General features: G+C 72.2%; 13 protein-coding genes. 10 read left to right on the plus strand and 3 right to left on the minus strand.

Annotated features, from left to right (window positions below; translation table 11 throughout):
* Nucleotides 1–255: 255 nt before the first annotated feature.
* The gene (locus AB0D74_RS17535; protein WP_362586723.1) at nt 256–636 is read left to right on the plus strand and encodes a hypothetical protein; all 381 of its coding nucleotides are present in this window, start codon (nt 256–258) and stop codon (nt 634–636) included.
* A gap of 36 nt (nt 637–672) precedes the next feature.
* Nucleotides 673–1545: a fused MFS/spermidine synthase gene (locus AB0D74_RS17540; RefSeq protein ID WP_362586725.1), complete on the plus strand. Its 873-nt coding sequence runs from the start codon at nt 673–675 to the stop codon at nt 1543–1545.
* Nucleotides 1546–1700: 155 nt separating this feature from the next.
* On the opposite strand, the gene AB0D74_RS17545 is transcribed toward AB0D74_RS17540, so the two are convergent.
* Nucleotides 1701–2237 carry a hypothetical protein gene (locus tag AB0D74_RS17545; RefSeq protein WP_362586728.1) on the minus strand — a complete coding sequence of 179 codons (537 nt, stop codon included), beginning with the start codon at nt 2235–2237 and terminating at the stop codon, nt 1701–1703.
* 98 nt (nt 2238–2335) lie between these two features.
* On the opposite strand from AB0D74_RS17545, the gene AB0D74_RS17550 reads away from it, so the two are divergent.
* The 3 genes from AB0D74_RS17550 (at nt 2336) to AB0D74_RS17560 (ending at nt 6114) form a co-directional block, all read left to right on the plus strand.
* The gene (locus AB0D74_RS17550; protein WP_362586731.1) at nt 2336–3046 is read left to right on the plus strand and encodes a response regulator transcription factor; all 711 of its coding nucleotides are present in this window, start codon (nt 2336–2338) and stop codon (nt 3044–3046) included.
* On the plus strand, nt 3043–4491 hold the full coding sequence (locus tag AB0D74_RS17555) for a HAMP domain-containing sensor histidine kinase (protein ID WP_362586734.1): 1449 nt from the start codon (nt 3043–3045) through the stop codon (nt 4489–4491). The genes AB0D74_RS17550 and AB0D74_RS17555 overlap by 4 nt, the downstream gene beginning before the upstream one ends.
* 132 nt (nt 4492–4623) lie before the next feature.
* Entirely contained in the window at nt 4624–6114 is a 1491-nt protein-coding gene (locus tag AB0D74_RS17560) for a cellulose binding domain-containing protein (protein WP_362586737.1), read from the plus strand.
* Nucleotides 6115–6136: 22 nt separating this feature from the next.
* Here the strand turns inward: AB0D74_RS17560 and AB0D74_RS17565 are convergent, their stop codons facing one another.
* A complete protein-coding gene (locus tag AB0D74_RS17565) occupies nt 6137–6847 on the minus strand; it encodes a hypothetical protein (RefSeq protein WP_362586740.1) in 711 nt (236 codons plus the stop codon).
* A 172-nt stretch (nt 6848–7019) separates the two neighbouring features.
* Complete coding sequence (locus AB0D74_RS17570) at nt 7020–8447, minus strand: GH1 family beta-glucosidase (protein ID WP_362586743.1); 1428 nt, start codon at nt 8445–8447, stop codon at nt 7020–7022.
* Between the two features lie 628 nt (nt 8448–9075).
* Here AB0D74_RS17570 and AB0D74_RS17575 point away from each other — a divergent pair.
* The 5 genes from AB0D74_RS17575 to AB0D74_RS17595 all read left to right on the plus strand — a co-directional run bounded on the left by AB0D74_RS17575 (nt 9076) and on the right by AB0D74_RS17595 (nt 15278).
* The gene (locus tag AB0D74_RS17575) at nt 9076–10392 is read left to right on the plus strand and encodes an extracellular solute-binding protein (protein ID WP_362586745.1); all 1317 of its coding nucleotides are present in this window, start codon (nt 9076–9078) and stop codon (nt 10390–10392) included.
* A gap of 215 nt (nt 10393–10607) precedes the next feature.
* The gene (locus tag AB0D74_RS17580; RefSeq protein WP_355710650.1) at nt 10608–11600 is read left to right on the plus strand and encodes a sugar ABC transporter permease; all 993 of its coding nucleotides are present in this window, start codon (nt 10608–10610) and stop codon (nt 11598–11600) included.
* 14 nt (nt 11601–11614) lie between these two features.
* Nucleotides 11615–12535 (plus strand): carbohydrate ABC transporter permease, encoded by a 921-nt coding sequence (locus tag AB0D74_RS17585; protein WP_362586749.1) that lies wholly within the window; start codon nt 11615–11617, stop codon nt 12533–12535.
* A 133-nt stretch (nt 12536–12668) separates the two neighbouring features.
* Nucleotides 12669–14126, plus strand: a complete 1458-nt coding sequence (locus AB0D74_RS17590; RefSeq protein WP_362586752.1) for a GH1 family beta-glucosidase — start codon at nt 12669–12671, stop codon at nt 14124–14126.
* Between the two features lie 96 nt (nt 14127–14222).
* Nucleotides 14223–15278, plus strand: coding sequence for a LacI family DNA-binding transcriptional regulator (locus AB0D74_RS17595; RefSeq protein ID WP_362586755.1), 1056 nt, complete (start codon nt 14223–14225; stop codon nt 15276–15278).
* Nucleotide 15279 lies beyond the last annotated feature (1 nt).

The raw sequence follows: 15279 nt of genomic DNA on the forward strand, positions 1-15279 counted from the left end.
GGCCGGGTCCTCTCGTGCGAACCGTCGAACCATGCCGGACTCATGGTGAGTTGTCCGAGTGGACCCTTGATTCCGGCGGGCAAGAACGTACCTGCTGTGTCGGACCCGTGACGCAGGGTTTGGCTACAAACCGGATATCTCATCCACGATCTGCCATGAACTGCCATCCTTTGCGGCTGACTTCTGCCGTAGCCGTTGACGCGGTGGCGCGTTGGACCTCATGGACGGCAAGAGGGCTGCGCGGTGGAGGCCGGGATGGAGACCAGCCAGAGCAACGATCCTTGTGACGATGCGGGATGCGACCTCGTGACGGTGCCGGCCCGGCAGGGCCTGGAGGCGGTCGACATCCTGCGCCGGGGGGCCGGGGAGGCGGTGGGTCCCGTGCTCCACGACGACGGGGGCGGCACCCTCGGCTTCGTGGTGCCGGCCGGTACGGCGGCGGGCTGGGACGTACCCGGCAGCACCTGTACCGGGACCGAGGGGCGCGGACTGCGGCTCCATCCGGAGCCGCCGGTCGAGGGCTCCGACTGGCTGCTGCCGCCCGGCGAGGCCGAGCCGGCGACCGATCCGGCGGTGCTGCGGCGGGCGCTCGGGGAGGCGGCCCGGATGATCGAGGCCGCGGACAGCTGCCGCTGAATTTCCCGGACGGCCGCCGCCTGGGAAAATGGCGGAATGGGCAAGTCCAGGAACGCACGTCGCCGGTCGGCCGCCGCTGCCGAGGCCGTGGTCGAGGCCGTCGACGGCGGCCTCGCCCAGCTCATCCCGGACCCCGACCGGGGCCGGGCCTGGACGCTGCTCATCGACGGCGCCCCGCAGTCGCACGTCGACCTCGACGACCCCGCGTACCTCTCCTTCGAGTACCAGCGTCGGCTCGGCCATGTCATCGACCTGGTGGCACCGCCGGGCAGGCCCGTGCAGGTCGTGCACCTCGGCGGCGGTGCGCTGACGCTGGCGCGGTACGTCGCCGCGACCCGGCCCCGGTCCACCCAGCAGGTCGTGGAGCGGGACGCGGCCCTGGTCCAACTGGTGCGGCGCGAGCTGCCGCTGGACGCGAACGCGCGGATACGGGTGCGGTCCGTGGACGCCCGGGAGGGGCTGGACAAGGTCCCGGAGGCGTGGGCGGACCTCGTCATAGCGGACGTGTTCAGCGGGGCGCGCACTCCGGCGCACCTGACGTCCACGGAGTTCCTGGACGCCGTGCGGAGGGTGCTGCGGCCGGGGGGCGTGTACGCAGCCAACCTCGCGGACGGGCCGCCGCTGGCCCACCTGAAGGGGCAGATCGCCACCGCGGGGGCGAGGTTCGCGGAGGTCGCGGTGGTGGCGGACCCGACGGTCTGGCGGGGGAAGCGGTTCGGCAACGCGGTGCTGGTGGCGGCCGACGTCCAGCTGCCGGTGGCAGAGCTGACCCGGCGCTGCGCATCCGACCCGCACCCCGGGCGGGTCGAACACGGGCGGCCCCTGCGGGACTTCACCGGCGGCGCGACTGCCGTGACGGACGCGGTGGCCGTGGCTTCACCGCCCCCACCGCCTTCGGTGTTTCGCTGACCCTGCGGCCGGTGGGGGCCGGCCGCGCAGTTCCCCGCGCCCCTTACGGGGCTACCCAGCTCCAGGCAGCCGCTCCACCGCAGGCCGGTGGGGGTTGCTCGCGCAGTTCCCCGCGCCCCTTGCGGGGCTTCTCCCCACCCCCCCCGGCCCAGCTGTCAGTACGTCTCCACCTGTACCTGCGGGGCGCTGTCGTGCCACGTGCAGAACACCGACACCCGGTCCGCGCTCTTGCTGAACTGGATGCGGATCCACGTCTCCGTCTTCCAGACCTGCATCGACCAGCCCGTACCCGGCGTCGCCGACACCAGGGTCGCGCTGGCGGTACCCAGGTCGAAGACCGCCCGGCCGCCGGCCGTGTCGTAGGCCTTGACCTCGCCCGAGGCGGACGGGGACGAAGAAGCGGAGGCGGACGGGCTCGGGGTGGCCGCAGGGGTGGTGGACGGCGTAGGCGTGGGAGTCGCCGACGGGCGCGGTGCGGCCGTACGCGACGGGCTCGGCGCGCGGGACGTGGGCGACCCGAGGGACTTGGCACCCTGGACCGTCGGCTCGTCGTCCGCCGCCGTGATCGAGAGGGCGCGCGGCGGCGCATAGGCCGTGGCCGCCATCACCGTGTGGACGCCCCACCACGACAGCGTGACCGCCGCGCCCGTGGCGAGCAGCCAGGCCATCAGGTGTACGAGTCCTCTGCGCATCGCGGGCCATACTGCCTCAGAGGCACCGCCGTGCGCACTCGACCCGAGTTATCCACAGGCCCCGACCGGTGCCTGCCGCATGGCGTACGGTGCGGCGCATGGCAAGTGTGCTCGTGGTCGAGGACGACCAGTTCGTACGCTCGGCGCTCATCCGGCATCTCACCGACGCCGCGCACACCGTGCGCAGTGTCGGCACGGCGCTGGAGGCGCTGCGCGAGGTCGCCCATTTCCGTTTCGACGTGGTCGTGCTGGACCTCGGACTGCCGGACCTGGACGGCTCCGAGGCGCTGAAGATGCTGCGCGGCATCACCGACGTGCCCGTCATCATCGCCACGGCACGCGACGACGAGACGGAGATCGTCCGGCTGCTCAACGCGGGAGCGGACGACTATCTGACCAAGCCGTTCTCCGTCGAGCACCTGTCGGCGCGGATGGCCGCCGTGCTGCGCCGGGCGCGGTCGGGCGGCGGCGAGCCCGCGCCGTCGAGCGTGCTGCGGGTCGGCGGGCTGGCCGTCGACCCGCTGCGCAGGCAGGCCGAGTTGGACGGGGCGCGGCTCGATCTCACCCGGCGGGAGTTCGACCTGCTGGCCTTCCTCGCCGGGCGGCCGGGGGTCGTGGTGCCGCGCAAGGAGCTGCTGGCGGAGGTGTGGCAGCAGTCGTACGGGGACGACCAGACCATCGACGTCCATCTGTCGTGGCTGCGGCGGAAGCTGGGTGAGACGGCGGCCCGGCCGCGGTATCTGCACACACTGCGGGGGGTCGGCGTGAAGCTGGAGCCGCCGGGCGGGGAAGCGAGGCCGGTCGGATGAGATGGGCCCTGGTCAAGGTCTGCCTGGCGGTCACCGCGATGGTCGTGGTCGCCTTCGCCGTCCCGCTCGGCCTGGTCGTCAAGGAGCTGGCCCGCGACCGGGCGTTCTCCAACGCCGAGCGGGAGGCCGCCGCGGTCGCCCCGGCCCTGTCCATCACCACCGACCGGGACAAGCTGGAGCGGGTGGTGGCCTCGGCCGGCGCCGACCGGGGCATGGCCGTGCACATACCGGCGGCCGGTGGCCAGGCCGCCGTCGACATCGGGCGGCAGCGCGCCGCCGACCGGGACATCGCGGCCGTACGGAAGCTGGGGCGGGCCTCGACGACCGGCGTGGCCGGTGGTTCGACCCTGCTGCAGCCCGTCGCGCTGAGTTCCGGTGCCATCGCGGTCGTCGAGGTGTACGTGCCCGAGTCCGAGGTGACCAACGGGGTCGGCACGGCCTGGGCGGTGCTCGCCGCCGTCGGCCTGGCGCTGATCGTCGGCTCGGTCGCGGTCGCCGACCGGTTGGGCGTACGGATGGTGCAGCCCGCTCAGCGGCTGGTGGAGGGCGCGCACGAACTGGGGGAGGGCAAGCTGGGGGCGCGGGTCCCCGAGGAGGGGCCGAACGAACTGCGGCTGGCGGCGGTCGCGTTCAACTCGATGGCCGACCAGGTCGTCCAACTGCTGGCGAACGAGCGGGAACTGGCCGCCGACCTGTCGCACCGGCTGCGCACCCCGCTCACCGTGCTCCGGCTGAACGCGGCCTCGCTCGGGGAGGGGACCGCCGCCGAGCAGACCCGGGCCGCCGTCGCGCAGCTGGAGCGCGAGGTCGACACCATCATCAGGACCGCCCGGGAGGCCAAGCCGCAGACGGCGGCGATCGGGCCGGGCGCCGGGTGCGACGCGGCCGAGGTGGTGCGGGAGCGGATGGGGTTCTGGTCGGCGCTCGCGGAGGACGAGGGCCGCAAGTGGCGGGTGGCCGGCGTGGACCGGCCGGTGCGCATACCCGTGGCCCGCGCCGACCTGGCCGCCGCGCTGGACGCGCTGCTCGGCAACGTCTTCCGGCACACCGCCGAGGGCACCGCCTTCGCGGTCGACGTGCACAACGCGGAGGACGCGGTGATCGTGCTGGTCTCGGACGCGGGACACGGCATCCGGGACCCGGAGGCGGCGATGGCCCGCGGGCGGGGTTCCGGGGCGGCCGGGTCGACCGGGCTCGGCCTGGACATCGTGCGCCGGCTGGCCGAGTCGACCGGCGGTGACGTGCGGATCGGGTCGTCGGTGCTCGGCGGGACCGAGGTGCGGATCTGGCTCCAGCTGGACGGCCGGAAGCCGGAGCGCAAGGGGCACAGGGGAGCGGTGCGCCGGCGCCGTCCGCGCAGGCAGCCGGGAGAACCGGGCCGCAGCGGAAGCGGCGGAACCGGCGGAACCGGGGGAACCACCGGGCAAATTGGTCTCGACCTTTAATCGGTCCCGATGCTGTCCTTAAGCGCACCCTAAGATCCCCAACAGCCGCCCCTATCAGGCCGTTTGTCCGATTCCCGGCCGCTAGCGTGCTGCCGCACCCCACCCCCGTTGGCAGGCGAAGGCAGGCACGGCATGAGCACGCACCGGCGCAGAATCAGTGGCAGGAACAAGGCGATAGGCGGTCTGGTCGCCGCGGCCGTGGTCGGTGGCGGGGCGGTCCTGTTCACCGGGATCGCACAGGCGGCCGGGGTCGGCGCCGCGTACACGAAGACCAGCGACTGGTCGACCGGGTACACCGCGCAGTACGTCGTCACGAACAACAGCGGTGCCAGGGAGCACGACTGGACGCTGGAGTTCGACCTGCCGGCCGGCGCGAAGCTCAGCTCGCTGTGGAACGCCGAGTACACCGTGAGCGGACAGCACGTCACCGTGAAGCCGCCGAAGTGGGACACGGACGGCCTCGCGGCCGGCGAGTCCGACACGGTCGGCTTCGTGGTCAACGGCAGCGGGGACCCGACCGGCTGCCGTATCGACAACGCGAGCTGTTCGGCGGACGGTACGGCGACCCCCGAGCCCAGCGGCCGTCCGACCCAGTCCACCACCCCGACCGCGACCCCGACCCCCACCCGGAGCGCGACTTCGACGCCCACGGCGTCCGCCACCCCCACGGCGTCGGCCACCCCCACCGCCACCCCGACCCAGACCACCGGCACCGGATCCGGTACCACTACCTCCGCCGGGTTCGCCCCCTACGTCGACACCTCCCTCTACCCGGCGTTCGACCTCCTCGCGGCGGCGAACGCGACCGGCGTGAAGAACTACAACCTCGCCTTCGTCACCGACGGCGGCGGCTGCACGCCCAAGTGGGGCGGGGTGACGGACCTGGCGAGCGACGGCGTGGCGTCCCAGATCGGCGCGCTGCGCGCCAAGGGCGGTGACGTCCGGGTCTCCTTCGGCGGCGCGTCCGGCTCCGAACTCGCCACCACCTGCTCCTCGGCGGACGCGCTGGCGGCGGCGTACGGCAAGGTCGTCGACGCGTACAAGCTGACCAAGGTCGACTTCGACGTGGAGGGCGGCGCGCTGCCCAACACCACGGCGAACACCAACCGCGCGAAGGCCATCGCCAAGCTCCAGGCGAGCCACCCCGGCCTGGACGTCTCCTTCACCCTCCCGGTGATGCCCGAAGGCCTCACCCAGGACGGCGTGAACCTGCTCTCCGACGCCAAGGCCAACGGTGTGAGGACCAGCGCCGTGAACATCATGGCGATGGACTACGGTCCCGCCTACAACGGCGACATGGGCACCTACGCCATCCAGGCCGCCACCGCCACCCAGGCCCAGATCAGGAGCGTCCTCGGCCTCTCCGACGCCGCCGCCTGGAAGTCGGTGGCCGTCACCCCGATGATCGGCGTCAACGACGTCTCCGCCGAGGTCTTCAAGGTGGACGACGCCACCCAGCTCGTCGACTTCGCCAGGTCCAAGGGGATCGGCTGGCTCTCCATGTGGTCGGCCACCCGCGACCAGCAGTGCGCCGGCGGCGCCAAGTCCACCGCCGACGCCACCTGCAGCTCCGTCACCCAGGACAAGTACGCCTTCTCGAAGGCCTTCGCCGCGATCGGCTGACCCGCACCGCGAGCACGTCGGCTCAGAAGCCCGGCCCGCCCGGCCCGCCCGGCCCGCCGGGCCCGCCGAACCCCCCGAACCCTCCCGGCCCGCCCATCGGCGGGCCGTGGTGGTGGAACCCGTCGAAGAGGGCGTCGGCCAGGAGCATGCCGCCCACCCCCGCGGCGCCCGCGACCAGGGCCGTCTTCCACCACGGCGTGCTGTACCAGCCGCCGGGGACGGTACGGCCGCCGACCAGGCCGCCGGGGTAGTAGTAGGGGGTGCCCGCGCCCGGGCGGTCCGAGGACGTGTACGTCTGGCCGTTCACCGTCACCTGCCGGCCGGCGGCGGCCGTGCCCGTCGGCGGCAGCGCCGGACCCGGGTCGAGGCCGAGGGCGGTGCGGGCCGCCCGTACGTAGTGCAGGCCCTCGACCGCGGTCTGGGTGACCAGGGCGTACTGCGCCGGGGTGTACGCCGTCGCCAGCTGGGCCTGCGCCGCGCGGTGGCGTTCGGTCGCGTCCGCCAGGGCCTGCCGGGCGGCCCGGTCGTCGCCCGCGGCCAGCGTCGTGATCCCGCCGCCCAGCCGGTCCACCCAGCGGGTGGCCTCCGCCCCCGCGTCGGCGGTGAGGTCCTGCTGGACCGACTGCCCGGCCCCGGCCCCGGCCCCGGCCGCGGCCCGCTCCCGGTTCCGCCCGACGAGAGCCACCACCGAGCCGACGGCCAGCACCAGCAGCACCAGCACGATGAATCCCATGACGTCCTCCGGTGTCCACGAGGATCACCCGATCACCTCGTACCACCCATCAGACGCCCGGGAGTTGAGAGCCCGCTGAGCGCCCCCTGTGAGCGCCCCGTCAGGGGCGCGGGGAACTGCGCGACCAGCCACGACGGCGCCGCAGCCGAACGACGACCCGCCGCGGCCCGAGTCAGGCAACCGCCCCCGCCGCGGGCAACGCCCCCGTACGGGCCGCCTCCCCGTACCACCGGGCGCTCGACTTCGGCGTCCGGGCCAGCGTCGCGTAGTCCACGTACACCGCCCCGAACCGCTTCTCGTACCCGTACGCCCACTCGAAGTTGTCCATCAGCGACCACAGGTAGTACCCGCGCACGTCCGCGCCGTCGGCGATCGCGCGCCGCACCGCCGACAGGTGCCCGTGCAGGTAGGCGATGCGCTCCGGGTCGTGGACCCGGCCGTCCGGGTCGGGCTTGTCGTCGTAGGCCGCGCCGTTCTCGGTGACGTAGAGCGGCAGCCCCGGTGCCTCGCGGGTGTAGCGCATGATCAGCTCGTGCAGGCCCGTCGGGTCGATCGTCCAGCCCATCTCGGTGCGCTCGCCCGGCGTCTGGTGGAAGGCGACGTCGTCGGCGCCCGGCCAGGGCGAGTGGGCGCCGCCGCCGTGGCCGTCCGACCGCGGGCCGGTCACCGCGCCGGAGGCCGCCGACACCAGGGTCGGCGTGTAGTAGTTCAGGCCGAGGGCGTCCAGCGGCTGCTGGATCGCGGCCAGGTCGCCGTCGAGCACGTACGACCAGTCCGTCACCGACGCCGTCGCCGCGAACAGCGTCTGCGGGTAGGCCCCGTGCAGGATCGGGCCGTGGAAGACGCCGTTGGCGAGGTCGTCGATGGTGCGGACCGCCACCAGGTCCGCCGGGTCCTGCGAAAGCGGCCGTACCACCGAGGAGTTGAGGCTGATCGCGACCTGGTCGCGGGCCGGCATCACCGAGCGGAGTGCCGAAGTGGCCAGGCCGTGGGCCAGGTTGAGGTGGTGCGCGGCGCGCAGGGTGGCCGCCGGGTCGGTACGGCCGGGGGCGTGCACCCCGGAGCCGTAGCCGAGGAAGGCGCTGCACCAGGGCTCGTTGAGGGTGATCCACTGCTCCACGCGGTCGCCGAGCGCCTCGCCGACGATCTGCGCGTACTCGGCGAACCGGTACGCGGTGTCCCGTTCCGGCCAGCCGCCCGCGTCCTCCAGCTCCTGCGGCAGGTCCCAGTGGTAGAGGGTGATCGCGGGCCTGATGCCCTTCGCGAGCAGCTCGTCGACGAGCCGGCGGTAGAAGTCCAGGCCCACCTGGACGGCCGGGCCGCGGCCGGTCGGCTGGACGCGCGACCAGGAGACGGAGAACCGGTAGGCGTTCAGGCCGAGGTCCGCCATCAGCGCCACGTCGTCGCGGTAGCGGTGGTAGTGGTCGACAGCGATGTCACCGGTCTCGCCGCCGGCCGTCCGGCCCGGCGTGTGGCTGAAGGTGTCCCAGATGGAGGGGGTGCGGCCGTCCTCCCGTACCGCCCCCTCGATCTGGTACGCGGAGGTCGCGGCGCCCCAGAGGAAGGCGGGAGGAAAGGCCTCGGTCGGTGAATCGGGCATGGAAGCGCTCCCATGGTCGGCTTGTCGCCATTATGCATGGGAGCGCTCCCATGGCAAAGGGGTGCCGCCCGGCTCCGGCGGTCCCGCCGGCGGCCCGGGGCGTCCGGTTCCCGGGAGGCGCCGCGGAAAGCCCATCGTTCACCTCTCGGCGTCCGGTCCGCGCGTGCCGCGTTCTGGCCCGGGAAACCCCGGACGCGCGGTGGTGAGGAGCTCAACTCCTGGGGCATCGACCGCCGTCGCGTCTGTGACCTGCGTGATTCCTGGATGAGGCGGGCTGATGTCGCGCCGGTGAAACCCCCCGGCGCGACACGTTCCCGTGACGTCCGGAACACGCTTAGGCAACAACGCCGTTTTCAAGTCTTGACAGTCGGCCCGGCAGGAACCAGTCTTCCGGCATGCCGCGTGGGAGCGGTCCCACGGGTAGCGGGGGAATCTCTCCCGTGTGGAGCGAACCACCCCATGGCCTTTCCCTCTGTCGTCACCGCACCTCGTTGACCAGCACCTTTTCACCGCACGTCGAGTGCGGTGGGCCGGCCGCTGCTCGCACCGAGAGGGCAGGTCCGGATCGCCGGTCCCCGGCGGTCTGTTTCCTGAGATCCCGTTCCCCACTGGAACAAGGAGTAGTGGAATGCGCATCACCGGTACCGGTCGTCGCGGCCGCAGAGCGGCGGCCCTGACCACAACGGTCCTGACCGCCTCGGCGCTGCTGCTGACCGGTTGCAGCAGCGACAGCGACTCGGACGCCTCGGACTCCAACGGGAACATCACTCTCACGGTGGCGGACTTCGGGCAGTTCGGCTACAAGGAAGCCGACCTGTTCGCGAAGTACCACAAGCTGCACCCGAACATCACGGTGAAGGAAGAGACCACCGCCAACGAGCAGGACTACTACCCCAAGCTCCTTCAGCAGCTGAACACGGGCAGTGGCCTGGCGGACGTCACCGGCATCGAGGTGGGCCGCATCAAGGAGGTCGTCGACACCCAGGCGGCCAAGTTCACCGACCTGAGCAAGACGATCAACGTGGACGACTGGGTCTCCTGGAAGGAGAAGCAGGCCACCGCCGCGGACGGCACGGTCATCGGCGCCGGTACCGACATCGGCCCGATGTCCCTGTGCTACCGCAAGGACCTCTTCGACAAGGCGGGTCTGCCCTCCGACCGCGACGCGGTCGCCAAGGCCGTCGCGGGCGGCTGGGAGGACTACCTCAAGCTCGGCGAGCAGTACAAGAAGAAGGCCCCGTCCGGCACCTACTTCATGGACTCCGCGAGCGCCATGTACAACGCGGTCGTCAGTTCCTCCGCGCAGCAGTACTACGACGCCTCCGGCAAGCCGATCTACAAGGACAGCCCCTCCGTGCAGCAGGGCTGGAACCTGGCCGCCGAGGCCGCCTCGAAGAAGCTGACCCAGGGTCTGGCGCAGTTCACCGACGCCTGGACGGCGGCGCTGCGCAAGGGCAGCGTGGCGACCGTGGCCTGCCCCGCCTGGATGGCCGGGCAGATCTCCACCAACTCCGGTGACGCCTTCAAGGGCAAGTGGGACATAGCCAAGGCCCCCGGTTCGACCGCGGCCAACTGGGGCGGCTCCTTCCTGGCCGTGCCCAAGAGCGGCAAGCACGCCAAGGAGGCCGCCGAGCTCGTCAAGTGGCTGACCGCCCCGGAGCAGCAGGCCGAGGTCTTCAAGGCGATCGGTGTCTTCCCGTCGAACAAGGGCGCCTACGACCTGCCCGGCGTGAAGAACGCGACGCTCCCGTACTTCAACAACGCGCCGATCGGCCAGATCTACGCCGACGAGGCCAAGACCATCCCCGAGGCGGTGCTCGGCCCGAAGGACGCGACGATCAAGGACACCATCTCCACGCAGATCAACAACATGGAGCAGCGGGGCACCAAGCCCGCCGACGCGTGGAAGGCCGCGACCGAGGCGATCGACAAGGTGATCGGCTGACGACCCGCGGTGCGGGCGGCCCCGCCGGCCGCCCGCACCGCGCGCCGTGCCGTACGAGGTTCCGGTGCCCGGCGCGTGGGTAGGGCGCGCCGGACACCGGCGCGCCGCGTCCCCCGGCCGGGTCCGGCGCGGTGCGAGACCCCGGCGTCGCCGTCCGGTCCCGCCCGGTCCCGCCCCCGTTCCCCGGCCGAATCCCCCCAGGAAGGAAATCCCCCGTGGCAACGACGACACCCACACGGGGTGCCCCCACCCCGCCCGCCGGCGGCTCCGGTGCCGTGCCGAACGGACGCGGCACCTGGCGCAGCCGGCTGTGGCGCTTCGACGACCTCGCGTCCCCGTACGCGTACATCGCTCCGTTCTTCCTCGTCTTCGGTGCCTTCGGGCTCTACCCGCTCCTCTACACGGGCTGGATCGCCCTGCACCGGGTGGAGATGACGAGCCTCAGCACGTCGGAGTGGGTCGGCTTCGACAACTTCACCAAGATCCTCCAGGACTCGGAGTTCTGGACGGCCGTCACGAACACCTTCCTGATCGGCGTCATCTCGACCGTCCCGCAGCTGCTCGTAGCCCTCGGCCTCGCCCACCTGCTCAACTACAAGCTGCGCGCCAGCACGTTCTGGCGGACGGTCGTGCTCACCCCGTACGCCACTTCGGTGGCGACCGCGGCCCTGGTCTTCGCCCTGGTGTTCCGGGCCGACGGCGGCATCCTCAACTGGGTGCTGCACTTCGTCGGCATCGGCAACACCGACTGGGGCAACGGCGAGTGGACGTCCAAGATCGCCATCTCGGTCATCGTGATATGGCGCTGGACCGGCTACAACGCGCTGATCTACCTGGCGGCCATGCAGGCCGTGCCCACCGACCTGTACGAGGCCGCCTCCATCGACGGGGCGACCCGCTGGCAGCAGTTCCGCAAGGTGACCATTCCCTCGCTGCGGCCGACGATCCTGTTCACCATCGTCATCTCGACGATCGGTTCCATGCAGCTGTTCGGCGAGCCGCTGCTGCTCCAGGGCGGCACGCTCGGCTCCACCGGCGGCAACGAGCACCAGTACGAAACCCTCAGCATCTACCTCTACAACTACGGCTGGAAGCTGGGGCATCTGGGCCCGGCCGCGGCGGTGGCCTGGGCCATGCTCGCCCTGCTGCTGCTCATCGCCCTGATCAACTTGATCGTCGGCCGGTTCCTGCGCAAGAGCGCGGCCTGACGGGAGCGATATCGATGACCACGACCAGCCCCACCAACACCGCGCCGGGCCTCGACCCGCTGCCGCCGGCCCCGTCCCCGGCCAGGAACCGCGTACGCCTCAAGCTCGGCGCCGGGCAGCAGCTCAAGGGCGGCCCCCTCACCTACCTCGCCCTGGTCGTCGTCGGCCTGGGCTCGGTCTTCCCGCTGTACTGGACGCTGGTGGCCGCCTCGCACGACCAGCAGCGGGTCCTCGACAGCCCGCCGCCGCTGCTGCCGGGCGGCAGGCTGTGGAGCAACCTCCAGACCGCCTGGGAACAGGCCCACCTGGGCAAGGCCATCGTCAACAGCGTGATCGTGGCGGGCTGCATCACCGCGGCCACCCTGTTCTTCTGCACCCTGGCCGGCTACGCCTTCGCCAAGATGCGGTTCCGCGGCCGGGGCGCCCTGATGACCGCGGTCATCGCCACCCTGACGATCCCGCCGCAGCTCAGTGTGGTCCCGCTGTTCATGATGATGGCGGACATCGGCTGGGGCGGAAAACTGGAGTCGGTGATCTTCCCGACCCTGGTCGGTGCCTTCGGTGTCTTCTTCATGCGCCAGTACCTGCTGGAGGCCCTGCCCTACGAGCTCATCGAGGCGGCCAAGGTGGACGGCGCGACCAACATCCGCATCGTGTGGAACGTGGTCCTGCCCGCGGCCCGCCCCGCGATGATGGTGCTGGGCATGCTCACCTTCGTCCAGGCGTGGAACGACTTCTTCTGGCCCTTCCTCGCCCTGAACCAGGACAACCCCACCCTCCAGGTCGCGCTCGGCCAGCTCAGCGCCTCCTACACCCCCGACCAGAGCATCGTCATGGCCGGCGCGCTGATCAGCACGCTGCCGCTGCTGCTCGTCTTCGTGATCTTCGGCAAGCAGATCGTCGGAGGCATCATGGCGGGCGCCGTCAAGGGCTGACGCCGAGCGGGCCGCCCCACCCGTTCCCGGTGGCCCGCCCCACCGCCCCGTTTCCCCCCGCTCGCCTTGCCCCCTTGCCCCCCTTGCTTCCTTCCCCCCTTTCTTCTCCACGCCACTCCGGGAGCGCTCTCAGATGACCGCCGTACGAACCGAGACCACTGCCCAGTCGGCCTCAGACACCTCCTTCCCGCCCGGTTTCGTCTGGGGGGCCGCCACCGCCGCGTACCAGGTGGAGGGTGCCGCCGCCGAGGACGGTCGTACGCCGTCGATCTGGGACACCTTCAGCCACACCCCCGGGCGGGTCCGCAACGGCGACACCGGTGACATCGCCGCCGACCACTACCACCGGTACAAGGACGACGTCGCGCTGATGAAGGACCTCGGCCTCAAGGCCTACCGGTTCTCCGTCTCCTGGTCCCGGGTGCAGCCCACCGGACGGGGGCCCGCGGTCGAGCGCGGCCTGGACTTCTACCGGCGGCTCACCGACGAACTCCTCGAAGCGGGCATCACCCCGGTCGCCACCCTCTACCACTGGGACCTGCCGCAGGAACTGGAGGACGCGGGCGGCTGGCCGCAGCGGGACACCGCGCACCGCTTCGCCGACTACGCCGAGATCATGGCCCGCGCCCTCGGGGACCGCGTCGGGGTGTGGACCACCCTCAACGAGCCCTGGTGCAGCGCCTTCCTGGGCTACGGCTCCGGCGTGCACGCCCCCGGGCGTACCGACCCGGCGGCCACCCTGCGCGCCGCGCACCACCTCAACCTGGCCCACGGGCAGGCGGTCGGCGCGCTGCGGGAGAACCTGCCGTCGACCGCGCAGACCTCCCTCACCCTCAACCTGCACCAGGTGCGCCCGCTGACCGGAAGCGCCGCGGACGCCGAGGCGGCCCGGCGTATCGACGCGGTCGGCAACCGGATCTTCACCGGCCCGGTCCTGGACGGGGCCTACCCCGAGGACCTGCTCGCCGACACCGCGCACCTCGTGGACTGGGCGGAGCTGGTGCACGACGGCGACCTGGCCGAGATCTCCCGCCCGATCGACCTGCTCGGCGTCAACTACTACTCGCCGACCGTGGTCTCCGCGGCCGTCGAGGGCGGCGCCGGCACCCGCAACGACGGCCACGGCGCGAGCGACCACTCCCCGTGGACGGGCGCCGACGACGTCACCTTCCATCTGGCCAACGACCAGCTCACCGCGATGAACTGGGCCATCGACGCGAGCGGGCTGCACACCCTGCTGACCGGCCTGGCCGCCTCGCACCCGGGGCTGCCGCTGATGGTCACCGAGAACGGCGCCGCCTTCGACGACTACGTCTCGCCCGAGGGCCGGGTCAACGACCCGCAGCGGATCGCCTACCTCCACTCCCACCTGGACGCCGTCCGGCAGGCCGTCGCCGACGGAGCGGACGTGCGCGGCTACTTCCTGTGGTCGCTGCTGGACAACTTCGAGTGGTCCTACGGCTACTCCAAGCGCTTCGGCGCCGTCTACGTCGACTACGGCACCCAGCGCCGCATCCCCAAGGCGAGCGCACACTGGTACGCGGAGGTGATCCGCCGGAACGCCCTGCCGAGCGCCGGTGAGCAGGGCTGACCCGGTACGGCCCCGGGGGCGTGACGGGGCCCGGAGCGGCCGGGCCCCGGCTGTTACATTTCCTGGCCTGAGGGCTGCGAACGGAAGGCGGCGACCATGACGGTCAAGGGTGAGCGGGGCCGGGGCGCTCGGCGGCCGACCCTGGAGGAGGTCGCCGCCCGGGCCGGCGTGGGCCGCGGCACGGTGTCACGGGTGATCAACGGCTCGCCCCGGGTCAGCGACGCGACCCGCGCGGCCGTGGAGGCGGCCGTCAACGAACTCGGCTACGTCCCCAACACCGCCGCCCGCGCGCTGGCCGCCAACCGCACGGACGCGATCGCGCTGGTCGTTCCCGAGCCGGAGACCCGGTTCTTCGCGGAGCCGTACTTCTCCGACATGCTCAGCGGCGTCGGCGCCGAACTCTCCGAGACCGAGATGCAGTTGCTGCTGATCTTCGCGGGCAGCGACCGCGAGCGGCGCCGGCTCGCGCAGTACCTGGCCGCGCACCGGGTGGACGGGGTGCTGCTGGTGTCCGTGCACGCCGACGACCCGCTGCCCGACCTGCTCGCCCAGCTGGAGATCCCGGCCGTGATCAGCGGCCCCCGCTCGGCGGAGGAGACGCTGACCTCGGTGGACTCCGACAACTACGGCGGAGCCCGGTCGGCCGTGGAGCACCTGCTGACCCGCGGCCGTCGCACGATCGCCCACATCACCGGCCGGCTCGACGTGTACGGAGCCCAGCGCCGCGTCGACGGGTACCGTGACGCCCTGCGCGACGCGGGCCGTGCGGCGGACGAACTCCTCATCGAGCCAGGCGACTTCACCGAGGAGGGCGGCCGGCGGGCGATGGCCCGGCTGCTGGAGCGCGAGCCCCGCCTCGACGCCGTGTTCGCCGGCTCCGACGTGATGGCGGCGGGCGCCCGCCAGGTGCTGCGCGTGGCGGGCCGCCGCATCCCCGAGGACGTGGCGCTGGTCGGGTACGACGACTCGGCCATCGCACGTCACATGGACCCGCCGCTCACCAGCGTCCGTCAGCCGATCGAGGGGATGGGCCGCGCCATGATCGACCTGCTGCTGGCCGAGATCGCCGACCGGCGTCCGGCCGCCGCCCGGGGGCTGGAGCGCCGGCACGCGGTACTGCCGACGGCGCTGGTGGCCCGGGCGTCCTCCTAGC

The sequence above is a fragment of the Streptomyces sp. NPDC048278 genome (assembly GCF_040652195.1).
Taxonomy (GTDB): domain Bacteria; phylum Actinomycetota; class Actinomycetes; order Streptomycetales; family Streptomycetaceae; genus Streptomyces.